This is a genomic window from Methylomonas sp. 2F7, from assembly GCF_057126975.1.
Map to the genome: position 1 here is coordinate 123,160 of NZ_CP195203.1, position 24,304 is coordinate 147,463.

Sequence of the window (24,304 nt, forward strand, 5' to 3'; positions counted from 1 at the left end):
TGTCTTTAATCAATAGAGTAAGGTGGAATCATGATAAACACGCAATTGATTAAGAAGTTTTTAACGGGCTTGCTGTTAGCCGTATCGGCCGCGGTCAGTGCTCAAGATTATCCTGCTGCGGATTTTCAACCTAAGGTTCTCTACAGAGATCCGGCTATTGCTGAAGTAGCCAAGGCCAGCTCTCCGGTCGCCGCTACCAGTAATTCTAGCGCGCCTTGCGCCGAAACAAAGCATGAGCAGACCTCAGAAATTGACGCCAAGTACCCGGCAGCCAATTTTCAGCCTAAAGTAGTATTCAGCGCAGCGGGTTCCTAGTATTTTTAGGCTATACCGTGAATTTGATGAACTCGTCGTCTAGACACATAACAATTATTACATTCAGGAGTATTCTCAAATGGCAACAAACAGTTTGATGAATAGCTTATTCGGCTTTTTGTTCGACAATTCGAGCAGTAGTGATAGTCGGTCAGAAGCTTATTCTCGTGTCGACAGCGAAGACGCGCAATTGACCGGTGTAGCCCGTTATCTGCAAAAACTTGAGCCGCCTAAGCCGGAACTGGACGAAAACGGCCAGCCGTTGACCGGGGTGGCTAAATATTTAGTCTTGCAAGCGCAATTGGAAAAAGCCCGGCAAGCCGTCGAAGAGGCGGCTGTCGTGGAGCCGGTTGTCGAGGAAACAGTAGAAGAAGAAATTGAAGAAGTTGCCGAAGTAGTAGAAGAGCTTGTTGAAGAAGTGACCGAAAGCGAGCCGGTTGCGACGGGTGTCGATAAATATCTGACTCAACAAGCGGAAAATCCGGTTACTCGAGTTGCCAAATACCTAATCAAGCAGTCGATTTTGTCTAAAGAAGCGCCGGTGACTGGGGTTTCTAAATACATTACCAAAAATGATCGCGAAGACCATGCGGTGACCAATGTCGCTAAATACGTCATTCGGCAAAATATGCAGATCGGTTCGACGCCATTGGTTACAGGCGTTGCCAAATATGTATTGAAGCAAGATGTATTGGCAAAAGAAGCGCCAATAGCAACTGGTGTGAGCAAATACGTCACCAAACAAGCTTTGTTGGCAAAAGATGCGCCATTAGTAACCGGTGTGGCTAAGTATGTCGCTCAACAGGAACGCTTATTGAAAGAGCAAGCGCCTTTAACCGGTGTGGCTAAATTTTTGGCAGAGCAGGCGGCGGCGGATAGAAAAGCGGCCGCTGCGGCTTTGATTGCACGATATGTTGCAGCGGAAGCGCTAGCTCAACAGGAAAAAGCGGAGGCCCAGTTGAATCAAGAACAAAATGCTCAGCAAGAATTGGCCGAGGAGTTGGCATTTGAGGGTTCCGCTGTTGAGCGTTACCTTGCCAGACAGGCTGCGTCTGCTCAGCAAGCACCAAAGCCAACCGGTGTTGCCAAATATCTGGCTAAACAGTTGCAATTGCAAAGTCAGGCAGAGCCTTTAACCGGTGTTGCCCGTTACCTTGCCAAGCAGGCAATATTGACCAGACAGTTGCCGCCGCCTACTGGTGTCAGCAAGTATTTAGCCAAGCAAATATTAGCGCAAAAACCTGTTGCCGAAGTGAGCTCGGTTAGCCGATATGTCACTAAACATGAGTTGCTGGATAAGGATTCGAAAGAACTCACTGGTGTAGCCAGATATATGTCCAAACAGGATGCATTAGCGAAGGATGCGCCTGGCGTGTCGGGTGTCGCGCGTTACATGGCAAAGCAAGCCTTGCAGTCCAAGGACGAGGTTGTGGCTAGAACGACGGGTGTAGAGAAGTACTTACGTAAACAAGCCTAAAGTCTAGCTGATTAAGCCGGCACTTCCTTTTGGTAGTGCCGGCTTTTTTATGCCTGCTAGTTTTAGTGCGTCGAAGGGTGCCGGCAAGCCAGGGATTTATGCGGCATTACCGAATCTGTATTATCATGACCGCCCACATTCAAATTTTTGCAGGGATCTTGATGTCTCGTTTATTGGGTTTTAGCTTGATGCTGTTTTTACCGATCTTTGCTTTTGCCGCAGGCCCTGATGCCAATGAATTGGCGCCGGTTCCGGAGCCGCCTGATTTGCCGGCTCCGGTGCAGTCCGGGGAAGAGATGGAGCCCGACATTACCATTATTCGTAAAGGCAAAGACACTATCCAGGAGTTTCGCCGCAACGGCAAGCTATACATGGTGAAAATCCAGCCCCAGGTAGGGCCGGCCTACTATATGTTGGATACTAACGGTGATGAGCAGATGGATGTGAAGAAAAATGATTTGGACGAAAACACCAATATCAACAAGTGGACACTGTTCGAATGGGATTTCAACTGATCTTGTGATCGAAAACAATTTATCTAATTGAGTGTATCTTGCCGGCATTGCACCTGAGATCATTCGGAAACTTTTAACAGCCAGCCGCCGTCCGCATCGCATTTACTGACTTTTGCTTTGGCTTTTACCGAGATTCTGACGACAGTGTTTTTAAGCTCGTCAGGCAGTTTACCTTTTACCAAATAGAACGTGTCCTTGTCTTCAATTTGAACCGAGACCGGTTGCTGTTTAATGCTGACGTGAATGTGGCCTGGGCCATTGCTGCCGGAAACCGCGAACGAAAACTCTGAGCCCGGTCTGACTGTGGCTAAATGTTCCGGCGTATAGCGGCTAATTTTAGCATTGATGCATCCGCCAGCATCTCCGCCGCTCGCTCCGCCGTGGCCGCCATGGCTCGGTGTGGATTGCGACCAAGCAGAATTGCCAAAACCGATAGTTAGCAATGCTATGGCAAAAAGACGTGCGTGCATGGGTATTCCTCATGTTCTTGTTTTAGGATGGCGGCGATTATATGTTCTAAGTCTGCAAGTTTGAAGCACAAGCTATAAGCGGTCTGATGGTATTGATTTGATCTTTCTGCCGGGATTGGTTTACATTGAGTTACGGTCTGGTTTGCTTTTTACAACAATAAAAATGGGGGAGAAGATGTTATTTCTGGCTAAGTTATGCGGTATTTTGACCTTGGTTTGGTTTTATTTGACGGCTAAAAATCACGGCGGTCCGTTAATTAATTGGTCTGTGATTGGTCTGATAGGGTACTGGCTGACTTGGTGGTTATCCAAGATGCTGATCGTGGTGCCTCTGGCTGGCATGGTAACCAAGCATTCGGTGACTGAATTTTTGCTAACCCAATTACCGGTGTTCGTCGCGCTGGCTGCTTGTTATCTTATCAGAAAAAAATTGATCTCCAGTTTGCCTGCCGCTGGTCAATAAGTGTCTAAAAATGTGCTGATTACCGGTGCGGCAAGACGTATCGGCGCGGCGTGTGTCCGGTTACTGCACAGTGAGGGGTGTAATGTGATTTTGCATTACAACCGCTCCGATGCAGACGCTTTACGTTTAGCCGCTGAGTTGAATGCTGTGCGAGCCGATTCGGCAAGGTTATTAAACGCCGATTTATCGGTATTCAGTAGCATCCAGAAGTTGGCTGAAGAAGCGCTTACTCAATGGGGTGATGTCGATGTCTTGGTGAACAACGCGTCGTTGTTTCAATCAGTGCCCATCGGGCAGGTTACGGAACAGGATTGGGATTTGACAATGGCCAGCAATCTGAAAGCGCCGTTCTTTTTGTCGCAAGCGTTGTGGTCGTCACTAAAAGCTAAACGGGGCTGTATCGTCAATATCGCCGATATTCACGCGGAAACAGGATTGCCGGGCTATCCGGTATACAGTATGGCTAAAGCCGGCTTGGTGGCGATGACGAAGGTATTGGCCAGGGAAATGGCGCCGGAAGTTCGCGTTAATGCGGTGGCTCCGGGGGCCATTTTATGGCCGGAACAAGATGTAGCTGACGCGGAGCGGGTGGAAATCTTAAAAAAAGTGGCTTTGCAGCGTTGCGGCGAAGCAGACGATATTGCTAAAGCAGTAAGGTTTTTGGTTGGAAACGCCGATTATATTACCGGCCAAGTATTGACTGTGGATGGTGGACGGACTCTGTTTCGGTAAAGGTTTCAGAGCGTTATTTCTCGAGTTTGGTTTGGCGTAAATCGCGTTTGTCGAAATCATGCCAAAGATCTTTGTAACAACGCTTGCTTATCGGATGAGTGGCGTTTGGCGCAATTTCCGCCAAAGGTTCCAGCACGAAGGCATAGTGTTCTATTTCATCGCGTGGAATTTGTAGTCTGCCGTCGCTGATAATTTGGTCGCCGTATAAAATCAAGTCCAAATCCAGCGTTCTGGCGGAGAATTTTTGGCTCTCCCTGCTGCGGCCATGGTCCAATTCGATTTGTTTTAGCAATTTGGCGACTTCTTTCGCGGATAATGTCGATTCGAATTGCACGACTAGGTTATGAAAGCTGTCGCCAACAAAGCCCACCGGCTCGCTTTCGAAGATGCTGGAAATTGTCAGTTCTCCGAACAGTTCACGTAGTGTTTCCAGGCTGGAGGGAATGTGGATTTCCTTATCTATATTGCTGCCGATGCTGATAAATCCGGTAGGCATGACTATCTTTCGCCGCGTTCGATGATGATGCCGACGTCACGAGCGCGGCTAATGGCGCCTTTTTTGTTTAGGGTGATCTTTACCCACGGAATCGCAAATTCGCTGCGTAAAATTCCGGCAATTTCTTCTATCAGCTTTTCCACCAAATAAAATTCGCTGTGCTCGACAAAGCTGACAACGCGATCCGAAACGGCTTTATAGTCTAGTGTGTGTGTGATGTCGTCGCTGGCGGCGGCTTTTTGGATGTCAAAGCCCATTTCGATGTCCAGGATGATTTTTTGTTTGATCTTCCTTTCCCAGTCGTAAATACCGATTACGGTATCGATTTCAAGCCCGCCTAAAAAGATGATGTCCATCGTTGCTTTCCGGTTATTATATTTCTTGAAGAGGCGGCAGTATCGAGTAAATAGCGCCGCTGTACAAGTATTGACGAGAGGTTGATTAAATGATGGATTGGTTGTTGGTGCCTTTGGCCTACTTAACCGGCTCGGTGTCGAGCGCGATTATCGTATGTAAGATGATGGGTTTGGCGGATCCTCGGGAAAACGGTTCCGGTAATCCGGGGGCAACCAATGTGATGCGTATCGGCGGTAAGAAGGCAGCGGCGATTACCTTGGTGGGTGACGCTTTAAAAGGGCTGTTGCCGGTGATATTGGCGAAGGCATTGGCTGTAGACAGCCAGGTGCTGTCCTTGGTGGTGTTTGCCGCTTTTTTGGGGCATCTTTATCCGATTTTTTTTGAATTTAAAGGTGGCAAAGGCGTGGCAACATCGCTGGGTGTGACGCTCGGTGTTGCTTGGCTGCTGGGTTTGGTGGTTGCCGCCACCTGGTTTGTCGTTTACAAAATAGGCAAAATTTCGTCGTTGGCCGCTTTGGTGGCGGCAACATTAACGCCTCTGTATGTTTGGCTGATTGTCGGCGATGTCAATTTGACCACTACCTTCACCATTATTTCTCTGATTTTGCTGTGGCGGCATAAGAGTAATATTCAGCGGCTACTGGCTGGGCAAGAGTCTTGATCAAAGGCTGATTAGCTGCTCCATCGGCCAGCGCGGCCGGGCAAAGATTTCCAGATTTTGGGTTTGCCCCGCCATTAATCTTTGGCATCCCGCATAGGCAATCATCGCGCCGTTATCGGTGCAAAATTCCGGACGGGGAAAGCGTATTTCTGCTCCTTCTTTTACGGCCATCTGTTGTAATTGTTTCCGGATTTCGTGGTTGGCGCTCACGCCGCCAGCCACTACCAGTGTTTTCAACTGCGTCTGTTGTAAAGCCCTTTTGCATTTGATGCTTAATGTTTCCGCAACGGCTTGTTGAAATGCGAAAGCGATATCCGCTTTGTCCTGCTCGGTTTGCTCGGTGGCATGCAGGGCGTTCATTGTGAAGGTTTTCAGGCCACTAAAACTAAATTCCAATCCTGGTCTGTCGGTCATTGGTCTTGGGAATTTAAAGCGGTTTTGGCCGCTGCGCGCTAACTCAGCCAATTTGGGGCCGCCCGGATAGTCCAGGCCTAAGAGCTTTGCGGTTTTGTCGAAAGCTTCGCCCGCGGCATCGTCCAGTGATTCGCCAAGTAAGCGGTATTTGCCAATCGCGCGGACTTCGATAAGCAGGGTATGGCCGCCTGAAATGAGTAATGCGACGAACGGGTAGGCGGGCGGATTATCCTCCAGCATCGGTGCTAATAAATGGCCTTCCATATGATGCACGGCAATAGCAGGTATTTGCCAGGTCCAGGCTAAGCTTTGAGCTGTGGCGGCGCCGACTAGTAGCGATCCCATTAAGCCGGGGCCGGCGGTATAGGCAATGCCTTCAATGTCTTTGGCGGTTAATTTGGCTTCTTTTAATAGCGTTTTGATCAGCGGAACCAATTTGCGGATATGGTCTCTTGAGGCTAGCTCAGGAACGACGCCGCCATACTCGGCATGCGTGGCAATTTGGCTGTATAAGGTGTGGGCAATTAAGCCCTTGCTAGCATGGTACACGGCGACTGCCGTTTCGTCGCAAGAGCTTTCTATGCCTAAAACGTACATTAGTTTTTGAATAAAAGAATTTTATGAGTATAATCGGCCGTTTTCGGCGGGCTTGCTATCGCCGATAGCGTCAAAAGATACTAACATAAATCGGATTATTGATAATGCCATCAGTTAAAGTTAAAGAAAACGAACATTTTGACATCGCGATTCGTCGCTTTAAACGTGCGTGCGAAAAAGCCGGTGTTTTGGCTGAAGTACGTCGTCGCGAGTTTTATGAAAAGCCAACCACCGAGCGTAAGCGCAAAGGTGCTGCGGCAGTTAAACGTCATTTGAAAAAGCTGGCACGCGAGCGTTATGCGTTGAAAAACTTACGTCGCGGTCGTCCGCAAATTTAAGGAAGACAATGGATGCGTTAAAAAAACGTATCACGGACGATATGAAAGCCGCGATGAAAAGCGGCGAAAAAGCTAGGTTGGGCGTGATCCGCATGATTTTGGCTGCCATCAAGCAAGTTGAAGTCGACGAGCGTATCGAGCTAAGTGATGAGAGAATCATACTGGTGCTCGACAAAATGCTGAAGCAGCGGCGCGAGTCCATCAAGCAATTCCGAGATGCCAGTCGCAACGATCTGGCGGAAATCGAGGAGGCTGAAGTGTTGGTTATTCAGGATTTTCTCCCGCAACCGCTTAGCGATGCTGAAATCGATGGCATGGTCGCCGATGCTATAGCTGAAGTGGGCGCTACATCGGTAAAAGACATGGGTGGTGTGATGGCTTTGCTTAAGCCGCAAATGCAAGGTAGAGCTGACATGGCGAATGTCAGTGCGAGAATTAAGGCCTGTTTTATCGCTTAATATCTTGTCGGTAACATGTCCGGCAGGATACCTCGTCAGTTTATAGATGATCTTTTGGTGCGGGTCGATATTGTCGATCTAATCGATTCGCGCGTCCCCCTTAAAAAATCCGGCAGCAATTTTATGGCGCGCTGTCCATTCCACACGGAAAAAACTCCAAGCTTTTCAGTCAATCGCGGTCGGCAGATTTATCACTGTTTCGGTTGCGGCGCCGGCGGTAACGCGATCAGCTTTTTGATGGAATTTAATCATCTGGGCTTTGTCGAGGCGGTCGAAGATTTGGCGGCCTTTGCAGGCGTGGATGTGCCTAGGGATTTGATTGATGGCGAGTCTGGGCTGCCTGATAAAAAAAATGTGTTGCATGTTTACGAGGTTTTGGCGGGGGTCGCCGGGTTTTATGCGGAGCAATTGCGCGGAAATCCGGAAGGTCGGCAAGCTGTAGAGTATATGAAAGCCAGGGGCATTAGTGGTGAGGTAGCGCGAGATTTTTCCCTGGGTTATGCGCCGAATAAATGGGATGCTCTGTTGGCGCGTTTCGGTCAAGCGGAGTTGATCGACGCTGGTATGCTGGTGGTCAGGGATGATGGCAAGGTTTACGACCGCTTTCGGGGGAGATTGATGTTTCCGATTCGAGATAAACGGAAGCGGGTAGTGGGGTTTGGTGGCCGAGTACTGGATGACTCTTTGCCAAAATACCTTAATTCGCCCGAGACTGCGGTTTTTTCTAAAAGTAAGGAGCTTTATGGGCTTTGTGAGCTTTTAGAAAAGAATAGTAAGCCCAGCCGGATACTGGTGGTAGAGGGCTATATGGATGTGATTGCCCTGGCTCAGTTTGGTATTTTCAATGCGGTCGCTGCTCTGGGTACTGCGACTTCGAAAGCGCAAATCGATTTATTGTTCCGATTTACCTCCGAATTGGTGTTTTGTTTCGATGGTGACAATGCCGGTAGGCAGGCGGCCTGGAAGGCTACCGATGCTGCTTTACCTTGTTTGCGTGATGGTAGGCAAATCAAAATAATGCTATTGCCGCAGGGGCAAGATCCTGATTCTCTGTTGCGCGCTGAAAATTTATCCGCGTTTATGGAACGAATTGGTAATGCGCAGGTCTTGTCTGATTACTTTTTCGAGAATATTGTCGGTCAATTGGAATTGACAACCGTTGAGGGGCGGTCTCAGTTGCTGGCGGCGGCAACACCTTTACTGGAAAAGGTCCCTGCCGGGTTTTTTAGGGAAATGATGTTTACCCGTTTGCAGGAGTTGTCGGGTTCCCGAATTGCTGTGGATGTTGTCGAAAATCAGGCTAGACTTAAGTCTAAATTTGATGTCGGCAAAAAAGGCATCTCCTCGCCAAGAATCAGTTTGGCTCGCAAGGTCTTAGGGTTGTTACTTCAACACCCGCATTTTGCAAGTTTGATTGAGCGTGAGGGAGTCGTGCTCGATGATCTGAGTTTTGCCGGGGTCGAGTTATTAAGAGAGGTTTTGCAGCGGATCGCCCTTGAAAAGCCAGAAAATAGCGCCATCTTGTTGGAGTCTTTCCGAGGAACATCCCAGGAAAAAGCTGTAAAAGCTTTAGCTAGTTTAGATCTCGATGTGCCGGTGGGCGGGGAAGAGTCCGAGTTTTGCGGTGCGTTGCAACAACTTTGCAAACAGGCCAAGGAAGCTATGCTAACCCGATTGATCGAGAAGGAGAGTCGAGAAGGCTTAATGATTGAAGAAAAAGAGGTACTGCGGAAGCTTTTAAGGGACAAGGCTTAGGTGACCGCATTAATTTTTGCCGTTATAATTTCCTGTTCTGCGGCGCTTGGTGCTGAAAACGTATTGTGAGTAAAGAATGAATCAAGAACAACAGCAATCCCAACTGAAACAACTGATAGCAAAAGGTAAGGCGCAGGGTTATTTAACTTATGCGGAAGTCAACGACCATTTGCCTAGCGATATTATCGATCCCGAGCAAATCGACGATATTATCGGCATGATCAATGATATGGGGATTCAGGTTTATGAGGTGGCGCCGGATGACGACGACTCACTGATCACCTCTGATGCCGTAGTCACTGCAGATGACGACGAGGAAGTGGCTGAAGTCGCGGCCTTGGCGTCTGTCGATAGCGAGTTCGGCAGAACTACTGACCCCGTGCGCTTATATATGCGCGAAATGGGTTCGGTCGAGTTGTTGACTCGTGAGGAAGAACTAAAGATTGCGAAACGGATTGAAGAGGGGCAGCGCCAAGTAGTAGGTGCTATTGCTCGCTCCGGATTCATCGTAGAGTCTTTTATAGACGCCTTTGATTCCGTTCAGGTTGAAGACTCCGGCGTGCGACTCAACGATTTGGTGTTGGGTTTTGTCGATCTCACAGAGGTTGAGGACATTGACGTCAGCGGTATTGAGATTGAAGAGCCCGCTGAGGATGCTGAAGAAGAGAGCAAAACAGTCGATTACGAAGAAGTTAAGCAAAAAGTCGATTTACTCAGAAAGGCTTTAAAAGCCGCGACAACCTCAGTTAAAAAGCATGGTTACGGCCATGACAAAACCGAAAAACTGTTCGATGCGATAGACGAAATATTTTGCGAGTTTAAATGGACGCCGCAGTATTTGAAAAAAATGGTATCGATTTCTGAAGAGTTGATTTCAGCTATTCGCGAAGAAGAGCGTTTTATACTGGATGTTTGCGTTAAGAAAGCAAAAATGCCGCGTAAGGACTTTATCAACGCTTTTGCGGAGAATGAGGCTAACCTTGAGTGGCTGGATCAGTTTATCGCTGCGAGGCCTAATTTTTCCGAGGTTTTCAGCAGTCACCGCGATAATATTAGGGCTGCACAGCAGCGATTGGCCGATATCGAGTCTCGCTACGGCTTGAGTATTGCGGTCCTGAAAAGTATTTGTCGTAGTATCTCCCTAGGTGAAGCTAAGGCGAGACGCGCTAAAAAGGAAATGATCGAAGCTAATTTGCGTTTGGTTATTTCTATCGCCAAAAAATACACCAATCGCGGCTTGCAGTTTCTGGATTTGATTCAGGAAGGTAACATCGGTCTGATGAAGGCTGTCGATAAATTTGAATATCGGCGCGGCTACAAATTTTCTACATACGCAACATGGTGGATCCGTCAGGCGATTACCCGTTCCATTGCTGATCAGGCCAGAACTATTCGTATTCCGGTGCACATGATCGAGACCATTAACAAGCTGAATCGCGTCTCCAGACAGATTTTGCAAGAATTGGGTCGGGAAGCCACGCCTGAAGAATTGGCTGAGCGTATGGAAATGCCCGAGGACAAAATTCGCAAAGTGTTGAAGATCGCCAAAGAGCCGATTTCAATGGAGACACCGATTGGTGACGACGAAGATTCGCATTTGGGTGATTTTATTGAAGATTCCAAGATGCTTTCGCCGGTAGAGTCTGCTACAATCGCCGGCCTTCGCGAGTCTACTCAAAATGTATTGGCGGGCTTGACAGCTAGAGAGGCCAAGGTGCTTCGGATGCGTTTCGGTATCAACATGAACACCGACCATACGTTGGAAGAGGTTGGTAAACAGTTTGACGTGACCCGTGAGCGGATTCGTCAGATCGAAGCGAAAGCGCTGCGGAAATTAAGACATCCTTCCAGATCAGAGCAGTTGAGATGTTTTCTTGACGGCGAGTAAGGCGTTTCTATTATTCGTAGGCTAGATAATTAAGGGCCCTTAGCTCAGTTGGTTAGAGCTTCCGACTCATAATCGGCAGGTCGTAGGTTCAAGTCCTACAGGGCCCACCACAGATAACAGGCCGTTTGCGCGGCCTTTTTTTATACGCGCAAGTTTTAATTTTGGCGAGGGTGTAACCGTGAATAAAAACTACCTTTTTACCTCAGAGTCTGTTTCGGAAGGTCATCCGGACAAAGTTGCTGACCAAATTTCCGATGCTGTTGTTGACGCCTTGCTGGCTCAAGACCCGCGTTCCAGGGTAGCCTGCGAAACATTGGTCAAGACCGGCATGGTGGTTTTGGCCGGCGAAATTACCACGAATGCTTGGGTGGATACCGAAGAATTGGTAAGAAAAGTAGTTTGCGATATCGGTTACGACAACGGCGAAATCGGTTTTGACGGTAATAGCTGCGCGGTATTGAATGCCATTGGTAAACAATCGGCGGATATTGCGATGGGTGTCGATGAATCCGAAGACCACGAACAAGGCGCCGGCGACCAAGGTTTAATGTTTGGTTATGCCAGCAACGAAACCGATGTATTAATGCCGGCCCCCATCACCTACGCGCATCGCTTGGTTGAGAGACAAGCCTTGGTGCGTAAGAATAAAACCCTGACATGGCTACGTCCGGACGCAAAAAGTCAGGTGACTTTCCGTTACGAAAACAACAAACCGGTCGCCATTGATGCAGTTGTTTTGTCTACCCAGCATTCCCCGGAGATCGGTGGCAAACAGCTTGAAGAAGCGGTGATGGATGAAATCATCCTGCCGACTTTGCCGAAAGAGTGGCTGCACAAAGACACCAAGTATTTCATCAATCCTACCGGGCAATTCATCATTGGCGGGCCTGTAGGCGATTGCGGTTTGACCGGTCGTAAAATTATTGTCGATACTTACGGCGGTATGGCGCGCCATGGTGGTGGTGCGTTCTCTGGTAAAGATCCGTCAAAAGTGGATAGATCAGCGGCTTACATGGGGCGCTATGTAGCAAAAAATATCGTTGCTGCCGGCTTGGCAGAGCGTTGCGAAATCCAGGTGTCTTATGCCATTGGTGTTGCGGAACCGACTTCCATCAGTATTGAAACCTTTGGTACCGGTAAAATCGAGGAAGAACGTTTGGTGCAAATCGTGCGGGAGCATTTTGACTTGCGACCAAAAGGTTTGATTGCGCAATTGGATTTGTTAAAACCCATTTATCGCCCAACCGCGTCTTACGGCCATTTTGGTCGCAACGAAGCCAGCTTCAGCTGGGAAAAAACCGACAAAGCCGAAGCATTGAAAGATGCGGCCGGTATTTAACCAGGATCAGGAAAATATTATGAGCCAAGCCGATTACAAAGTTGCCGATTTAGCCCTGGCGGAATGGGGTCGTAAAGAAATTAATATCGCCGAAACCGAAATGCCCGGTTTGATGGCTTTGCGTGCCGAGTTCGGCGCCCAACAGCCGTTAAAAGGCGCGCGTATCGCCGGTTGTCTGCATATGACTATCCAAACTGCGGTATTGATAGAAACGCTGACAGCATTGGGTGCAGAAGTACGTTGGTCGTCTTGCAATATATTTTCTACGCAGGATCATGCCGCCGCCGCGATAGCCGCTGCCGGTATTCCGGTTTTTGCCTGGAAAGGCGAAACCGAGGCCGAAGCTGAATGGTGTATCGAACAAACCATTATCGGCCCTAACGGCTGGCGTCCGAATATGATCTTGGACGACGGTGGTGACCTGACAACCATGATGCACAATAACTTCCCCGAATTGATGGCGGATGTGAAAGGCTTGTCGGAAGAAACCACCACCGGCGTGTTGCGTCTGACTGAAATGGTGGCGAAAGGTACGCTTAAAGTACCAGCCTTTAACGTCAACGATTCGGTCACTAAATCCAAATTCGACAACCTGTACGGTTGCCGCGAGTCTTTGGTCGACGGTATCAAGCGTGCTACTGACGTCATGGTGGCCGGTAAAATTGCCGTGGTCTGCGGCTATGGCGATGTAGGTAAAGGTTGCGCGCAATCGCTGCGCGGTTTGGGCGCCACTGTTTTGATTACCGAAATTGATCCGATCTGCGCATTGCAGGCAGCAATGGAAGGTTATCGTGTAGTAACAATGGACGAAGCGGCGCCTATTGCCAACATCTTTGTTACGGCTACGGGCAACGTCGGGGTCATTACTCACGATCACATGAAAGCGATGCGTGATCAGGCTATCGTCTGCAATATCGGCCATTTCGATTCGGAAATCGATATTGCGTCCTTACGCCACTACACCTGGGAAAACATCAAGCCGCAGGTCGATCATGTCATCTTCCCTGACGGCAAGCGCATCATCGTGTTGGCTGAAGGTCGTCTGGTGAATTTGGGCTGCGCCACGGGTCATCCTAGCTTCGTAATGTCCAACTCGTTTTGCAACCAAGTATTGGCGCAAATGGAGCTTTGGAGCAATGCCGCCAGCTACGAAAACAAAGTCTATGTGTTGCCGAAAAAACTAGACGAAAAAGTCGCGCGTTCGCACTTGGCGCAAATCGGTGTAAAACTAACCGAATTGACCAAAGAACAGGCGGCATATATTAATGTGCCGGTCGAAGGTCCGTACAAACCGGATCATTATCGTTACTAAGGATTAGGTCAATCCAACAAAAAAGGGGCGCAAGCCCCTTTTTTATGCAAGCTATGAATAATCAAACTATCGTTCAGCGAGATCTCGCGGTGCTCTGGCACCCCTGTAGTCAGATGAAGGACCACGATCCGCGGGCTTCTGCTCCGGATGGGTTGCCGTTGATCCCGATCAAATCCGGACAAGGCGTCTGGCTAGAGGATTTCGAAGGTAACCGTTATCTGGATGCGATCAGTTCCTGGTGGGTCAATCTATTCGGTCACGCCAATCCCATTATCAATCAAGCGCTACGAGAGCAGCTTGAAACGCTCGAGCATGTAATCCTCGGCGGATTTACCCATGAAGCCGCGCTAACACTGGCGGAAAAGCTGGTGGAACTCACGCCGCCCGGTTTGGATAAATGTTTTTACGCGGATAACGGTTCGTCAGCGGTCGAAATTGCGTTAAAGATGAGTTTTCATTATTGGCGTAATCTCGGACGAACTCAAAAAATCAAATTCATCACATTGGAAAACAGCTATCACGGCGAAACTCTGGGGGCTTTGGCAGTTGGCAACGTGGCGTTATACAAGGAAACCTACGCGCCGTTGTTGATGGATGTGATCACGGTAGCTGGCCCGGATTGTTACTATCGAGAAGAGGGCGAAAGCTGGGAGGCCTACTCCATTCGTCGTTTCGCCGCCATAGAGCAAGCTTTGGCGCAACATGCTGACGACGTTTGCGCGGTGATTGTCGAACCGTTAGTGCAATGCGCCGGCAGTATGCGCATGTATCATCCGGTGTACCTAAAATTACTGCGTGAAGCGTGCGATAAATACCAGGTACATTTAATTGCCGACGAGATTGCCGTGGGCTTTGGCCGTACCGGTACCTTGTTTGCTTGCGAGCAAGCGGCCATCAGCCCGGATTTTATCTGCCTATCCAAAGGCCTGACCGGCGGCTATTTACCCTTGTCCGCGGTATTGACCAGCAATCAGGTCTATCAAGCCTTTTACGACGACTATCAAAATCTAACCGCGTTTTTACACTCGCATAGCTATACCGGCAATGCATTGGGATGTCGGGCGGCCTTGGCGACGCTGGGGATATTTGAACAGCAAAATGTGATAGCTAACAATCGGTATTTGGCGGGGCTAATGACCAAAGCGGTAGAGCGATTTAACGAGCATCCCAACGTTGCGGAAGTTCGGCAAACTGGCATGATCGTCGCTGTAGAATTGGTTAAAAATAAGCAAACCCGGGAAGCCTATCCTTGGCAACAGCGGCGCGGTTTAAAAGTTTATCGCTATGCTTTGAGTCGTGGCGTGTTGTTGCGGCCGCTAGGGAATGTGATTTATTTCATGCCGCCTTATGTCATTAACGAGCAGGAGATACAACTGATGGCAGACGTCGCTTGGCAGGGCATCCAACTGGCGGTACAGGACTAATGCGGGTTTCTCGTTTATATGTTGTCGCACCGCTAAATGTTGGCGGGCGCATTGAACTGGATGAAGACGCGGCCCATTATGTGCGCAGTGTCCTGCGTTTAAAGCAGGACCAGAGCATCGTATTGTTCAACGGGGAAGGCGGCGAATACCTGTGCCGTTTCAGCGAAGTCAGCCGTAAGACTGTTCGCGTCGAAATCGAGCAGTTCGTTGAGCGTAATGTCGAATCCCCTCTGGCGATCAATCTGGGTTTGGGCATTTCTCGCGGTGATCGGATGGACTGGGCGGTACAAAAAGCCGTTGAACTAGGTGTGACGCAATTGACACCCTTGGTAACCGAGCGTTGCGTGATCAAATTCAACGACGATAAAAAACAGCAACGCCTCCTACATTGGCAGCATATTGTCCAGCACGCGGCCGAACAATCCGGAAGAACTTACTGTCCGTCAATTGGCGAGATAGCGAATTTAGCCGATTGGGTGAGCGGGCAGCAAGGATTAAGCGTGTTTCTCGATCCCTATGCCGAGCAATCCCTTGCCGACCTGAAACCGGAAAACTCCTGTGTTACCTTGCTCTCCGGACCCGAAGGTGGCTTTAGCGAGCAAGAACGACAAATTGCCAAGGCAGCAGGATTCGTGCCGGTGCGAATGGGTGCTCGGATATTGCGTACCGAGACCGCGGTGTTATCGGCATTGACCGCTGTGCAAACCTTGTGGGGAGATTTTCGTTGATCCGCTGGTTTGTCTATGCATTGGTGCCGTTGCTTATATTGGTCATTGCCGCCATGATTGCGAGCATGCTGGGGTACGGTTTGCTGTGGCTTGCCGGCGACGTTTTGCCGTTGGCAAAAGTCATCAGCAAAATTACGTTGGTTCTTTTGCTGCTGAGTATTTTTCCGCTAAAGAACTATCTGCAATTCACTTGGGCAGACTTCGGATTCGCGCCCAAAACGATATTTTTCAAACAAATGGCTCAAGGTCTGGCATTGGGTTTGTTGACCTTGCTGCCGGTATTGTTGACGCTGTATTGGCTGGATGTTCATGTCTGGGATGATACCCGCCATTGGACAGCGGGCAAAATCGCGGAAAAAATCGGCTTGGGTTTGTTTTTTGCGATGCTGATTGCCGTCGGCGAAGAAATACTATTTCGCGGCTTGCTGCTTGGTGGTTTGCGCCGGAAAATGTCAATTATGGCTGCCGTTATAATCAGCTCTATCTATTATGCGGGCTTACATTTTCTAAAAAGTAAGACGCAATTTGTTTACGTCGATTTAACACCGAGTAGCGGTTTGAAATTAATGGCCGAAGCGTTTGCCAACTGGTTGAATCCGGCCATACTCAGCGCTTTGCTGGCTTTATTCGTGGTGGGGGTGTTTTTAGCAATCCTCAGAAGCCGCCTGCCACAAAGTCTGGGTCTATGTATCGGTTGTCATGCTGCTTGGGTGTGGCAAATTAAGGTGAGTAGAGATTTGTTCAACATCAATTTACAAGCCGATTCGCTGTTTCTGGTCAACACCTATTACGACGGCGTGGTGGGCCCTCTGGTAAGCAGCTGGTTGGTATCGGCGTTAATCGTTTATGGTTTGTGGTCTAAGAGGCAAGGTAAAGTTGGACGCGGCGATTAGACCAAAACTTTATACCAACTTGAAAAAATGATTGCCAGATACCAAGGTGTTTTGCAATATTTCTCCCCATCATTTCCAGTGCATCATAAGAGGACATATTTATGCGCAGAGTCAGACCGAATACTTCCGTTCTTCTCTTAACTTTAATGGTTGCCGGTTGTGCTAGCGAGCCGGCCGCCCCGATAAAGCAGGCGGACAAAATTTTGTCCGGAGAGCAAATGTTGCGGGATAGTCAGGGCATTGCGCAGTTGGGTAGCCGTTGGCAGGAAGGTAAGCAAATGGTCGAACGCGGACAAGTGATGCAACGTGAGGGTCAGATAAAGATCGACGAAGGCCGCAATCTGGTTGAGGAAGGCCAAAAAATCATGCGTGAAAGTGAGGAAGGTTATAAAAACATAAAACAGTAGGCAACCCGAATGCAGTAGCCGGATGCTTTTTGTAAAGTTTAGCGATGATAGAGTTTTTCAGTCCGGTGGCTGCCAGCGTTTAAGTGCTTTTGCTACCGGATTGATGCGGTTAGGCCGCGTTGCTGTCTTGAACCTTTGGGTTTTGCGGGACTAAGGTTAAGACGGGTTGGGATATTTTAGTGCTTGAGTTATGGATATCCCTGCATTCCAGCTGCGTGTTGTAGCAAAAAGCACATAGCGAAGTATTTGGCAAAAATTGCAATTCGTCTGGCGGAATTTCATCCCCGCACCTTGAGCAAAAGCTTAACTGCGTTGCCTTTGGTTTCATGTTTCCCCCTCTTTCTCGTGAAAATCGCTGCTGAGGATAAACGGAATATTTGTTGCCTTCTGTTGGAACGCCGGCATTTTTCAACACTCCGCGGTTAGGGCAATGTGATAAAGTCCAAAGTTCCTGAACTAACACCGGGAGACCGGCGCTAATCGGTGATTGCGACATAGTGCAAATATGCGAAATATCTAATGCGATTATCCAAGCAGTGAGGATTCCGTAGCAAGCTTTTTTCGTTGTTGGGCGCAAGAATCTAAAAATATGCTAGTCCAAGTGCTTTAGGGGGATTATGCGTCGAAGTGTGCTGCTATGACAGGCGAGATGAATCAGGTGGGGCACATTGAGGCCGCGCAGGGGCCGGTGGTCGATGTGCGTTGCGAATATCTGCCGCCAATCGGTCAGGCGCTTGATGTGGTGAACGGTGCGGGCCGCTATGTGCTGGTCGTGTTTCAGCATCTGGAGCCTACGCTGATTAGGGCGATTGCTTTGCATTCGGTCTCGGGGTTATTTCGCGGCATGCCGGTGTTCGACCGTGGCGACGCTCTCAATGTGCCGGTCGATCCCAGTTGTTTGGGTCGCATGCTGAATGTGTTCGGCGACCCGCTTGACGGTGGCCAGCCATTACCTAACGTCACTTTCCGGAATATTCTCTCAGCTCCGCCCTTACTGTCCGATACGCTACCGGCCTCGCAAATTCTGGAAACCGGCATCAAGGTCATTGACCTGCTTTGTCCGTTCGTGCGTGGCGGGAAAACCGGCCTGTTCGGCGGGGCGGGCGTCGGCAAGACCGTGCTGATGATGGAGTTCATGCACGCGGTCAGCGTGGCGATGCAAGGCGTATCGGTTTACGCCGGTGTCGGCGAACGCATGCGTGAAGGCCACGAACTCTGGCATGAAATGGCCGATGCCGGCGTATTACCCAAAGCACTGCTGGTCTACGGGCAAATGGACGAATCACCCGGCGTGCGCTTTCATGTCGGTTACACCGCTTTGGCGTATGCCGAGTATTTGCGCGATACGCTGGATACCGAAGTACTGTTTCTGATGGACAATATTTTTCGCTTCGTCCAGGCCGGCAGCGAAATTTCCGGTTTGCTGGGGCGGATGCCGGCCACGGTCGGTTATCAACCGACCTTGCTGACCGAGGTCGCGTCGCTGGAAGAACGTATCGTCTCCACCAAATCCGGCTCCATTACCTCGGTGCAGGCCGTTTATGTGCCGGCCGATGACATGTCGGACCCGGCGGTCGCTACCATCCTTGGGCATCTGGATAGCGTGGTGATCCTGTCCCGGCAACAGGCCGCAAAAGGCATTTATCCGGCCATAGATCCTTTACGGTCCAGCAGCCGGATCATGGATCACCATATCCTGGGCGACCTGCACTATCAGGTGGCCCGAGCTGTGCGCGAGCATTTGTCGCGCTATCGGGAGTTGGAAGATATTATCGCCATGCTCGGTATCGAAGAGCTCTCGCAGGAAGACCGCCGTATCGTCGAACGAGCGCGCCGCTTGCAACGCTATCTGACTCAACCGTTTACCACCGTTGCCGACCATACCGGCATGCCGGGCGTAAGGGTGCCGCTAGCGCAAACCATCGCCGATTGCGAAGCATTTATGGACGGCAAATATGACCAGCTCAGCGAAGCCGATTGCTATATGAAAGGCGCAATGTCGGCATGAACGGTTTTGCGTTAACTTTGTTGGATAGTCGTGGCGCTGAGCATTTCGATACCGTCACCCAGTTTATCGGCGCCGATGCCGACGGCAGTTTCGGGATTTTGGCCGGACATATTCACTGCGTGGCCTTGCTGAGATACGGGCTGGCCCGTTTCAGCGATCAAGCCGGTGTCTGGCATTATTTGGCCTTGCCCAGCGGTGTGCTGCGCTTTGCCGACAATCAACTTACTGTGACTACGGTACGCTATTTTCTCGGCGAAGACCGCGATGCCATCTGCGAACGACTTGCGGCGGAAATGGCCCAGGCTGATTCCGAAGTACACACCGCGCGGGCTACGCTGTCGGAAATCGAACGTTCTTTGGTGCGACGCCTAGCCGAACTGAGTAGTCGCGGATCAGCAGGAATATAGACATGAGTTTTCGCAACAAACTAATCGAACACACCCGCCGCGATCTGCGGCGCCTGGAAGAAAAAACGCGACGTCCAGCGACTTGGGTAGGCATGTTGTTTTACGGCGGTACGCTGGGTTTGCTGTTTGTAGTACCTATCGTCGCCGGCGCTTATCTGGGGCGCTGGCTGGATACTTTGGCTGCTGGTTATTCGGTACGCTGGACGGTCAGTTTGATTGTGTTGGGTATTGTGGTTGGTGCCTATAACGTTTTTCGATTTTTGCAGGAAAAAAGCTAATTTTTTTCGGATTTATTCTTCACGAAAATTCGAAATGAGCGCTATTATTTATTGAAAATACACGAGGAATATTTTACGACTCTTCGGCGTAGCAAACTTTACATCGATCAATGTTGCATCCAATACCCAGACCAAAATGAAACCACCCTTGCTGCGTTTAACTCTTCCCTTATTAGCCTTGTTGTTACTCAATGCTTGCACCAGCAGTTCGCCTGTAAAGCGAGATAAAATGGTTTCGGTTAGGCCGAATATCGCTCAACAACGACCGGCTTATCAACCGCAACCGACCCCATATAAACCAGCGTTTTATACGGGGACTTTCCCAAAACCCGCAGCGTTAGAGCCGGCGGTGGATTTCTGGCGAAAAACCTATGCGGTCTGGCAACGTTCCGAAGTGGCTTTTCACGATGATCGTTATCTGGATGTCGTCTACGAAGTGATGACCTTGCCGGGCTATGTCGGGGAAGGCCTGACATCAGAGCAAAAAGACATCATCAGCCAGCGGCGCGAATACTGGAAAGCGCAACTGGCCGAATTGGAAAGTAAAGTGCGTTACGGTGCGGCGTTGAACGCCAACGACAGGCAATTGATCGCCAAACTGGAAAGTAACGGCAGATCACTTAACAGCGTATTGCCTGGCCTTAGCGACAGACTGCGTTCGCAGCGCGGCACGCGTGAGCGTTTCAAACGCGGATTGGAGATCAGCGGCCGCTATGATTTGCAGTTTAGAAAGACCTTCCGCGATGCCGGTTTGCCGGAAGACTTGGCTTATCTGCCGCACGTAGAATCCTCGTTTCAACCGTCCGCCAAATCTTCCGCCGGCGCGGTCGGCATGTGGCAATTTACCAAAGCCGCCGCCAAAACCTTCATGCCCGGCGGTGATCGTGTCGATCAACGTTACGATCCTTTCGTCTCCGCCAACGGCGCGGCCCGATACCTGAGTTACGCTTACGGTAAGCTTGGTGATTGGCCGGCGGCTGTGACTTCATACAACCACGGCATCGGCGGGATGAAGCGTGCACAAAACCAAGTCGGCAGCGATTTCGTGCGTATCGTAGACTCTTATGACGGTCCCGCCTTCGGTTTTGCTTCCCGCAACTACTATGCGCAATTCCTGGCCGCCCGCGAAATTGCTTCCAACCCCGAACAGTTTTTCCGGGAAGGCGTCCGCTACGAAAGTCCGTTGGCCCCCGGCCAATATCTGGCTGTCGAATAAGTTAACCTTAGTGCTCCGGCCGTTTTCCGGGCGGAGCGCAAATGCCCTCTCCAAGAGTGCTATCGTAAGAGTCAAATGTAGCTTGGGCAGAGCAGAGCGCAGCCCGACTAAATCAAAATGTTGTGTATCTAGGCTGGCTCTCGGCTATGCCCTTACGTTTATCGAGGTGCGGACATGAACAACTCAGAATCTGTCGCCAACACTGTTTTTCAACTCGGCCCACTGGCGATCAGTAACACAGTAGTCACTACTTGGGGGGTGATGCTGGGCTTTGTGCTGTTAACTCTGTTGCTGCGCTTCAGTCGTCAGCCATCCTCATTGCGAAATTTCCTCGAAGCGGTGGTCGTGGCCATAGAAGGCGCGATTGCCGAAGTCTTACCGGCGGTGTCGGTGCGGCGGGTGCTGCCGTTCGTGGCAAGCTTATGGCTGTTTGTACTGGTCGCCAATCTGGTGGGTTTAATTCCGGAACTACATGCGCCCACCCGCGACTTGTCCGCTACCGCCGCTTTGGCGGTGCTGGTGTTCGGTTCCACGCACTGGTTCGGGATTCGAGATCGCGGCTGGCGGCAGCATTTTCGCCATTACGCTGAGCCCAGCATCATCCTGTTACCGTTCCACATCATCAGCGAATTTACTCGCACGCTGGCCTTGGCTATCCGCCTATTCGGCAACATCATGAGTCTGGAAATGGCAGCCTTGCTGGTGCTGTTGATTGCCGGCTTCCTGGTGCCGGTGCCCTTGTTGATGCTGCACGTGATCGAAGCCGTGGTGCAGGCCTATATCTTTGGTATGCTGGCGCTAATCTACATCGCAGGTGCGTTGGAACCAAGCGAATCCGATCCATCCGCCATTCCCGAGGAATAGCCATGAACGACATCCATTTATTCAGCATGATTTCCACCGGCGTGGCCGGTCTGGTGATCGCCCTTGGGACGATGTTGCCGGCTCTGGCAATGGGTAAGGCCATCGCCGCCGCTTTGGAAGCCCTGGCGCGTCAGCCGGAAGCCGAAAAAACCATCACCCGTACGTTGTTCATTGGTTTGGCGATGATCGAGTCGTTGGCGATATATTGTTTGGTGGTGGCCCTGATCGTGTTGTTTAGAAACCCGTTATTGGAATATTTTTTAAAATGACCCACGTCAGATTACATAGAGCGGTCCATTCGGTTACTTGGACTCTTTGCTCAGCCATTCGGCGAATTTGTCGAAAATAAACTTACTGCCGCGCATGGATAGATGATCGTCGTCGTAAAAATAAGACATGTCATCGTGCATGCCGCCGCAAGTCGATTCATCGCATAAATATTCGTAGGCGGGAAAAATCTTAATCCGCTTATGCGTGGCGGCATCGATAGCATCGACCGCTCTTCTGTAGTTTATATTCCGCTCTTCAAAAGACTTTCTGGAGACATCGCACTCGGGCAGGGCTCTTTCGGTAATACGCAGTGGGCGCTCGTCCACACAGTTTTTAGCACTTACCCCAATCTCCGGAACGTCTTCAATAAAAACCACCGATTTGCCCAGCTTTAAAATCTCATTGATGGTGGCGACATAGCCGGAAACAAATTGATTGTAATTTTCCGCTAATACATCATCCGGGCTTTTAATAATCCGATAGACGTTTTTTGTTTCGGTATTGCCGAATCCAGAACCTTCGATATACATTGCGCCTCTGGTCGCAAACACCACGCGCTGAATTGATGGGAATTCCTTCAACAGCTTCAGCACGATTGGCACGACTACCCGGCATCTGGTCGATTTTTCTGCAAATTCTTCCGTGGGATTAATGCTCACCAGATCGATAAACGGCAGGCAGCCATTGACGGCCACCAATGCCAGATCGTTCGAGCCTTTGGTAATCGAATCGTAGACAAATTGCGCGGCATGACTATCGCCGACCACCAGCGTTTTTGGCGTAGCCGTGGTAAAGCGACACATCAAATAATTGTAACTGGCCCCTCCCAATACCCCCTTACAGCGCTCATCGACCCAGTCCTCCGGCGTGTTGTAAAGTACTGTGCCGTTCACGTCGGCATACATCTTGGTTTTGGTCTGCGCATCGGCTTTACGAAACTCCAGGCCATCCCGAGAATATGAAGCGTAGCCGACATAGCCGATACCGAGCATCAACAGCAGCAGTACCGCCGTCTTGGCTCTGCTGTGACTACCCAAACGTATCGGTTTTTCCACCAGTCTGTAGGTCAGCCAAGCCAATACCACGGCCAGCAACACCGCAATGGCGCGGATATTCATACTGGGCACTTCGGTCTCGACGATTTGCGCAAAAGATAGGAGGGGCCAGTGCCACAAATACAATGGAAAACTGATCAAGCCGAACCATACCGCTAGCGGGTGGGATAAGACGATGCGATTAACCCAGGCATTGGGTCCGGCCGATATGATCATGACCGCAGCCAACATCGGTATCACCGCCCAACGGCCAGGGAAATTGAAATCTTTATTGATGATGAAAAAGCCGAAGGCCAACAGCAGTATGCCCAGAATAGACAGCGCGTTGGCCAGCGTCTTGCCGTCGGCGGCGTGAGAGTGTCGATAAACCGCGCAAGCCAGCCAACCGTCGAGCTTCAGTTTGATAGAAGAGAACGAGTCCTTCTTGTAGAGCGTCATCCAAGCCAGCAAACTACCGCATAACAGCTCCCAAAACCGGGTTTGCGGAGAATAAAACGTCGCGACAGGATGGGCGATGACGCCTGTGATATTCAGGCCGAAAGAGACGATGGCAATCAGAACCGTAATGGTCAACAGATTGAAATTCCGCTCCCAGGCAAACCAAAGCAACAAGGGCCAGACGATGTAAAACTGTTCCTCAATGCCCAAACTCCACAAATGCAGCAGCGGTTTAGTCTCGCCGGAGTTGTCGAAATAGCCGGCCTCGCTCCATAGCACAATGTTGGAAACGAATCCCGCGCCGGCGGCAATATGCTTGCTCAACTGCTTGTACTCGTCGGCAAACAGCGCGAACCAGCCGAAGACATAACACGCAACTAAGACCAGAATCAGTGCCGGGAAGATTCGCTTAACGCGGCGGGCATAAAATTCGGTGAAGCTGAATGTACCCTTTTCCAGGTTCTGAAAAATGATGGTCGAGATGAGATAGCCTGAAATCACAAAGAAGATGTCTACACCTATAAATCCACCTTGCAAGCTCTTGGGAAAGGCGTGAAAGGCGATAACCGAGAGAACGGCAATGGCTCTCAAGCCGTCAATATCGGGCCGATACTTGGGGTGTGACAGATGTTCTTGCAAAGTGGTCATAGGGTAACGAAATGCTGAGTTGGTTCGGGCTTCTCGTCTTATTTGCCCTGGCTTAGGTGGTCGGGCAGGCTCGAATCCGGA

27 protein-coding genes and 1 tRNA gene are annotated in these 24,304 nt (G+C 50.1%); 23 read left to right on the top strand and 5 right to left on the bottom strand.

What is annotated here, in order from left to right; translation table 11 throughout:
* Positions 1-30: 30 nt before the first annotated feature.
* The 3 genes from ACR64Q_RS00590 (at position 31) to ACR64Q_RS00600 (ending at position 2,307) form a co-directional block, all read left to right on the top strand.
* A complete protein-coding gene (locus tag ACR64Q_RS00590; RefSeq protein WP_313733254.1) occupies positions 31-315 on the top strand; it encodes a hypothetical protein in 285 nt (94 codons plus the stop codon).
* Positions 316-394: 79 nt separating this feature from the next.
* Positions 395-1,792, top strand: coding sequence for a hypothetical protein (locus tag ACR64Q_RS00595; protein ID WP_313733255.1), 1,398 nt, complete (start codon positions 395-397; stop codon positions 1,790-1,792).
* Positions 1,793-1,953: 161 nt separating this feature from the next.
* Complete coding sequence (locus ACR64Q_RS00600) at positions 1,954-2,307, top strand: DUF2782 domain-containing protein (RefSeq protein WP_033194224.1); 354 nt, start codon at positions 1,954-1,956, stop codon at positions 2,305-2,307.
* 59 nt (positions 2,308-2,366) lie between these two features.
* Here ACR64Q_RS00600 and ACR64Q_RS00605 read toward each other — a convergent pair whose 3' ends face one another.
* Positions 2,367-2,777 carry a hypothetical protein gene (locus tag ACR64Q_RS00605; RefSeq protein ID WP_026603098.1) on the bottom strand — a complete coding sequence of 137 codons (411 nt, stop codon included), beginning with the start codon at positions 2,775-2,777 and terminating at the stop codon, positions 2,367-2,369.
* A gap of 175 nt (positions 2,778-2,952) precedes the next feature.
* Between ACR64Q_RS00605 and ACR64Q_RS00610 the strand changes: the two genes are divergently transcribed.
* Together ACR64Q_RS00610 and ACR64Q_RS00615 are read left to right on the top strand one after the other, a co-directional pair.
* Positions 2,953-3,240: a hypothetical protein gene (locus ACR64Q_RS00610; protein WP_020483617.1), complete on the top strand. Its 288-nt coding sequence runs from the start codon at positions 2,953-2,955 to the stop codon at positions 3,238-3,240.
* The gene (locus ACR64Q_RS00615; RefSeq protein WP_313733257.1) at positions 3,241-3,972 is read left to right on the top strand and encodes a pteridine reductase; all 732 of its coding nucleotides are present in this window, start codon (positions 3,241-3,243) and stop codon (positions 3,970-3,972) included.
* Positions 3,973-3,985: 13 nt separating this feature from the next.
* On the opposite strand, the gene folK is transcribed toward ACR64Q_RS00615, so the two are convergent.
* Both folK and folB read right to left on the bottom strand, forming a co-directional pair.
* On the bottom strand, positions 3,986-4,468 hold the full coding sequence (gene folK / locus ACR64Q_RS00620) for a 2-amino-4-hydroxy-6-hydroxymethyldihydropteridine diphosphokinase (RefSeq protein ID WP_026603100.1): 483 nt from the start codon (positions 4,466-4,468) through the stop codon (positions 3,986-3,988).
* Between the two features lie 2 nt (positions 4,469-4,470).
* On the bottom strand, positions 4,471-4,824 hold the full coding sequence (gene folB, locus ACR64Q_RS00625; protein ID WP_026603101.1) for a dihydroneopterin aldolase: 354 nt from the start codon (positions 4,822-4,824) through the stop codon (positions 4,471-4,473).
* 89 nt (positions 4,825-4,913) lie between these two features.
* Here folB and plsY point away from each other — a divergent pair, with 89 nt between their 5' ends.
* Complete coding sequence (gene plsY / locus ACR64Q_RS00630) at positions 4,914-5,486, top strand: glycerol-3-phosphate 1-O-acyltransferase PlsY (protein ID WP_026603102.1); 573 nt, start codon at positions 4,914-4,916, stop codon at positions 5,484-5,486.
* On the opposite strand, the gene tsaD is transcribed toward plsY, so the two are convergent.
* Positions 5,487-6,497, bottom strand: a complete 1,011-nt coding sequence (tsaD, locus tag ACR64Q_RS00635; protein WP_026603103.1) for a tRNA (adenosine(37)-N6)-threonylcarbamoyltransferase complex transferase subunit TsaD — start codon at positions 6,495-6,497, stop codon at positions 5,487-5,489.
* Between the two features lie 104 nt (positions 6,498-6,601).
* Here tsaD and rpsU point away from each other — a divergent pair, with 104 nt between their 5' ends.
* The 17 genes from rpsU (at position 6,602) to ACR64Q_RS00720 (ending at position 22,081) form a co-directional block, all read left to right on the top strand.
* Positions 6,602-6,835 carry a 30S ribosomal protein S21 gene (gene rpsU, locus ACR64Q_RS00640; RefSeq protein ID WP_020483611.1) on the top strand — a complete coding sequence of 78 codons (234 nt, stop codon included), beginning with the start codon at positions 6,602-6,604 and terminating at the stop codon, positions 6,833-6,835.
* A gap of 8 nt (positions 6,836-6,843) precedes the next feature.
* On the top strand, positions 6,844-7,293 hold the full coding sequence (locus ACR64Q_RS00645; protein ID WP_020483610.1) for a GatB/YqeY domain-containing protein: 450 nt from the start codon (positions 6,844-6,846) through the stop codon (positions 7,291-7,293).
* Positions 7,294-7,308: 15 nt separating this feature from the next.
* Positions 7,309-9,048, top strand: a complete 1,740-nt coding sequence (gene dnaG / locus ACR64Q_RS00650; RefSeq protein WP_313733258.1) for a DNA primase — start codon at positions 7,309-7,311, stop codon at positions 9,046-9,048.
* A gap of 76 nt (positions 9,049-9,124) precedes the next feature.
* A complete protein-coding gene (rpoD, locus tag ACR64Q_RS00655) occupies positions 9,125-10,936 on the top strand; it encodes an RNA polymerase sigma factor RpoD (protein ID WP_020483608.1) in 1,812 nt (603 codons plus the stop codon).
* A 33-nt stretch (positions 10,937-10,969) separates the two neighbouring features.
* Positions 10,970-11,046, top strand: a tRNA-Ile gene (locus ACR64Q_RS00660).
* A 68-nt stretch (positions 11,047-11,114) separates the two neighbouring features.
* Entirely contained in the window at positions 11,115-12,275 is a 1,161-nt protein-coding gene (gene metK / locus ACR64Q_RS00665; protein WP_026603105.1) for a methionine adenosyltransferase, read from the top strand.
* 19 nt (positions 12,276-12,294) lie between these two features.
* The gene (gene ahcY / locus ACR64Q_RS00670; RefSeq protein ID WP_036277747.1) at positions 12,295-13,587 is read left to right on the top strand and encodes an adenosylhomocysteinase; all 1,293 of its coding nucleotides are present in this window, start codon (positions 12,295-12,297) and stop codon (positions 13,585-13,587) included.
* A gap of 53 nt (positions 13,588-13,640) precedes the next feature.
* Positions 13,641-15,011 (top strand): adenosylmethionine--8-amino-7-oxononanoate transaminase, encoded by a 1,371-nt coding sequence (locus ACR64Q_RS00675; protein ID WP_313733259.1) that lies wholly within the window; start codon positions 13,641-13,643, stop codon positions 15,009-15,011.
* Positions 15,011-15,739 carry a 16S rRNA (uracil(1498)-N(3))-methyltransferase gene (locus tag ACR64Q_RS00680; protein WP_313733260.1) on the top strand — a complete coding sequence of 243 codons (729 nt, stop codon included), beginning with the start codon at positions 15,011-15,013 and terminating at the stop codon, positions 15,737-15,739. The genes ACR64Q_RS00675 and ACR64Q_RS00680 overlap by 1 nt, the downstream gene beginning before the upstream one ends.
* Positions 15,736-16,632: a CPBP family glutamic-type intramembrane protease gene (locus ACR64Q_RS00685; RefSeq protein ID WP_313733261.1), complete on the top strand. Its 897-nt coding sequence runs from the start codon at positions 15,736-15,738 to the stop codon at positions 16,630-16,632. The genes ACR64Q_RS00680 and ACR64Q_RS00685 overlap by 4 nt, the downstream gene beginning before the upstream one ends.
* A 101-nt stretch (positions 16,633-16,733) precedes the next feature.
* Positions 16,734-17,039 carry a hypothetical protein gene (locus tag ACR64Q_RS00690; RefSeq protein ID WP_483823260.1) on the top strand — a complete coding sequence of 102 codons (306 nt, stop codon included), beginning with the start codon at positions 16,734-16,736 and terminating at the stop codon, positions 17,037-17,039.
* A 637-nt stretch (positions 17,040-17,676) separates the two neighbouring features.
* Positions 17,677-19,047 (top strand): F0F1 ATP synthase subunit beta, encoded by a 1,371-nt coding sequence (atpD, locus tag ACR64Q_RS00695; RefSeq protein WP_313733263.1) that lies wholly within the window; start codon positions 17,677-17,679, stop codon positions 19,045-19,047.
* On the top strand, positions 19,044-19,454 hold the full coding sequence (locus tag ACR64Q_RS00700) for a F0F1 ATP synthase subunit delta/epsilon (RefSeq protein ID WP_026603112.1): 411 nt from the start codon (positions 19,044-19,046) through the stop codon (positions 19,452-19,454). The genes atpD and ACR64Q_RS00700 overlap by 4 nt, the downstream gene beginning before the upstream one ends.
* Positions 19,455-19,456: 2 nt before the next feature.
* The gene (locus ACR64Q_RS00705; protein WP_026603113.1) at positions 19,457-19,732 is read left to right on the top strand and encodes an AtpZ/AtpI family protein; all 276 of its coding nucleotides are present in this window, start codon (positions 19,457-19,459) and stop codon (positions 19,730-19,732) included.
* Positions 19,733-19,868: 136 nt separating this feature from the next.
* Positions 19,869-20,948 carry a lytic transglycosylase domain-containing protein gene (locus ACR64Q_RS00710; protein WP_313733264.1) on the top strand — a complete coding sequence of 360 codons (1,080 nt, stop codon included), beginning with the start codon at positions 19,869-19,871 and terminating at the stop codon, positions 20,946-20,948.
* Between the two features lie 174 nt (positions 20,949-21,122).
* Positions 21,123-21,812: a F0F1 ATP synthase subunit A gene (locus tag ACR64Q_RS00715; RefSeq protein ID WP_033193929.1), complete on the top strand. Its 690-nt coding sequence runs from the start codon at positions 21,123-21,125 to the stop codon at positions 21,810-21,812.
* Positions 21,813-21,814: 2 nt separating this feature from the next.
* Entirely contained in the window at positions 21,815-22,081 is a 267-nt protein-coding gene (locus ACR64Q_RS00720; protein WP_020483596.1) for a F0F1 ATP synthase subunit C, read from the top strand.
* A 33-nt stretch (positions 22,082-22,114) separates the two neighbouring features.
* Here the strand turns inward: ACR64Q_RS00720 and ACR64Q_RS00725 are convergent, their stop codons facing one another.
* On the bottom strand, positions 22,115-24,223 hold the full coding sequence (locus ACR64Q_RS00725) for an acyltransferase family protein (RefSeq protein ID WP_313733265.1): 2,109 nt from the start codon (positions 24,221-24,223) through the stop codon (positions 22,115-22,117).
* Between the last annotated feature and the right edge of the window lie 81 nt (positions 24,224-24,304).

Excerpts from the sequence above, each read along its gene's own strand:
- ACR64Q_RS00610 (WP_020483617.1), top strand. The coding sequence starts at position 2,953 with ATGTTATTTCTGGCTAAGTTATGCGGTATTTTGACCTTGGTTTGGTTT.
- rpsU (WP_020483611.1), top strand. The coding sequence starts at position 6,602 with ATGCCATCAGTTAAAGTTAAAGAAAACGAACATTTTGACATCGCGATT.
- ahcY (WP_036277747.1), top strand. The coding sequence starts at position 12,295 with ATGAGCCAAGCCGATTACAAAGTTGCCGATTTAGCCCTGGCGGAATGG.
- atpD (WP_313733263.1), top strand. The coding sequence starts at position 17,677 with ATGACAGGCGAGATGAATCAGGTGGGGCACATTGAGGCCGCGCAGGGG.
- tsaD (WP_026603103.1), bottom strand. The coding sequence starts at position 6,497 with ATGTACGTTTTAGGCATAGAAAGCTCTTGCGACGAAACGGCAGTCGCC.
- ACR64Q_RS00705 (WP_026603113.1), top strand. The coding sequence starts at position 19,457 with ATGAGTTTTCGCAACAAACTAATCGAACACACCCGCCGCGATCTGCGG.
- ACR64Q_RS00710 (WP_313733264.1), top strand. The coding sequence starts at position 19,869 with ATGAAACCACCCTTGCTGCGTTTAACTCTTCCCTTATTAGCCTTGTTG.
- ACR64Q_RS00590 (WP_313733254.1), top strand. The coding sequence starts at position 31 with ATGATAAACACGCAATTGATTAAGAAGTTTTTAACGGGCTTGCTGTTA.
- ACR64Q_RS00715 (WP_033193929.1), top strand. The coding sequence starts at position 21,123 with ATGAACAACTCAGAATCTGTCGCCAACACTGTTTTTCAACTCGGCCCA.
- ACR64Q_RS00605 (WP_026603098.1), bottom strand. The coding sequence starts at position 2,777 with ATGCACGCACGTCTTTTTGCCATAGCATTGCTAACTATCGGTTTTGGC.
- ACR64Q_RS00690 (WP_483823260.1), top strand. The coding sequence starts at position 16,734 with ATGCGCAGAGTCAGACCGAATACTTCCGTTCTTCTCTTAACTTTAATG.
- dnaG (WP_313733258.1), top strand. The coding sequence starts at position 7,309 with ATGTCCGGCAGGATACCTCGTCAGTTTATAGATGATCTTTTGGTGCGG.
- ACR64Q_RS00680 (WP_313733260.1), top strand. The coding sequence starts at position 15,011 with ATGCGGGTTTCTCGTTTATATGTTGTCGCACCGCTAAATGTTGGCGGG.
- plsY (WP_026603102.1), top strand. The coding sequence starts at position 4,914 with ATGATGGATTGGTTGTTGGTGCCTTTGGCCTACTTAACCGGCTCGGTG.
- ACR64Q_RS00645 (WP_020483610.1), top strand. The coding sequence starts at position 6,844 with ATGGATGCGTTAAAAAAACGTATCACGGACGATATGAAAGCCGCGATG.
- ACR64Q_RS00600 (WP_033194224.1), top strand. The coding sequence starts at position 1,954 with ATGTCTCGTTTATTGGGTTTTAGCTTGATGCTGTTTTTACCGATCTTT.
- ACR64Q_RS00700 (WP_026603112.1), top strand. The coding sequence starts at position 19,044 with ATGAACGGTTTTGCGTTAACTTTGTTGGATAGTCGTGGCGCTGAGCAT.
- folK (WP_026603100.1), bottom strand. The coding sequence starts at position 4,468 with ATGCCTACCGGATTTATCAGCATCGGCAGCAATATAGATAAGGAAATC.
- ACR64Q_RS00720 (WP_020483596.1), top strand. The coding sequence starts at position 21,815 with ATGAACGACATCCATTTATTCAGCATGATTTCCACCGGCGTGGCCGGT.
- ACR64Q_RS00675 (WP_313733259.1), top strand. The coding sequence starts at position 13,641 with ATGAATAATCAAACTATCGTTCAGCGAGATCTCGCGGTGCTCTGGCAC.
- ACR64Q_RS00595 (WP_313733255.1), top strand. The coding sequence starts at position 395 with ATGGCAACAAACAGTTTGATGAATAGCTTATTCGGCTTTTTGTTCGAC.
- folB (WP_026603101.1), bottom strand. The coding sequence starts at position 4,824 with ATGGACATCATCTTTTTAGGCGGGCTTGAAATCGATACCGTAATCGGT.
- ACR64Q_RS00725 (WP_313733265.1), bottom strand. The coding sequence starts at position 24,223 with ATGACCACTTTGCAAGAACATCTGTCACACCCCAAGTATCGGCCCGAT.
- rpoD (WP_020483608.1), top strand. The coding sequence starts at position 9,125 with ATGAATCAAGAACAACAGCAATCCCAACTGAAACAACTGATAGCAAAA.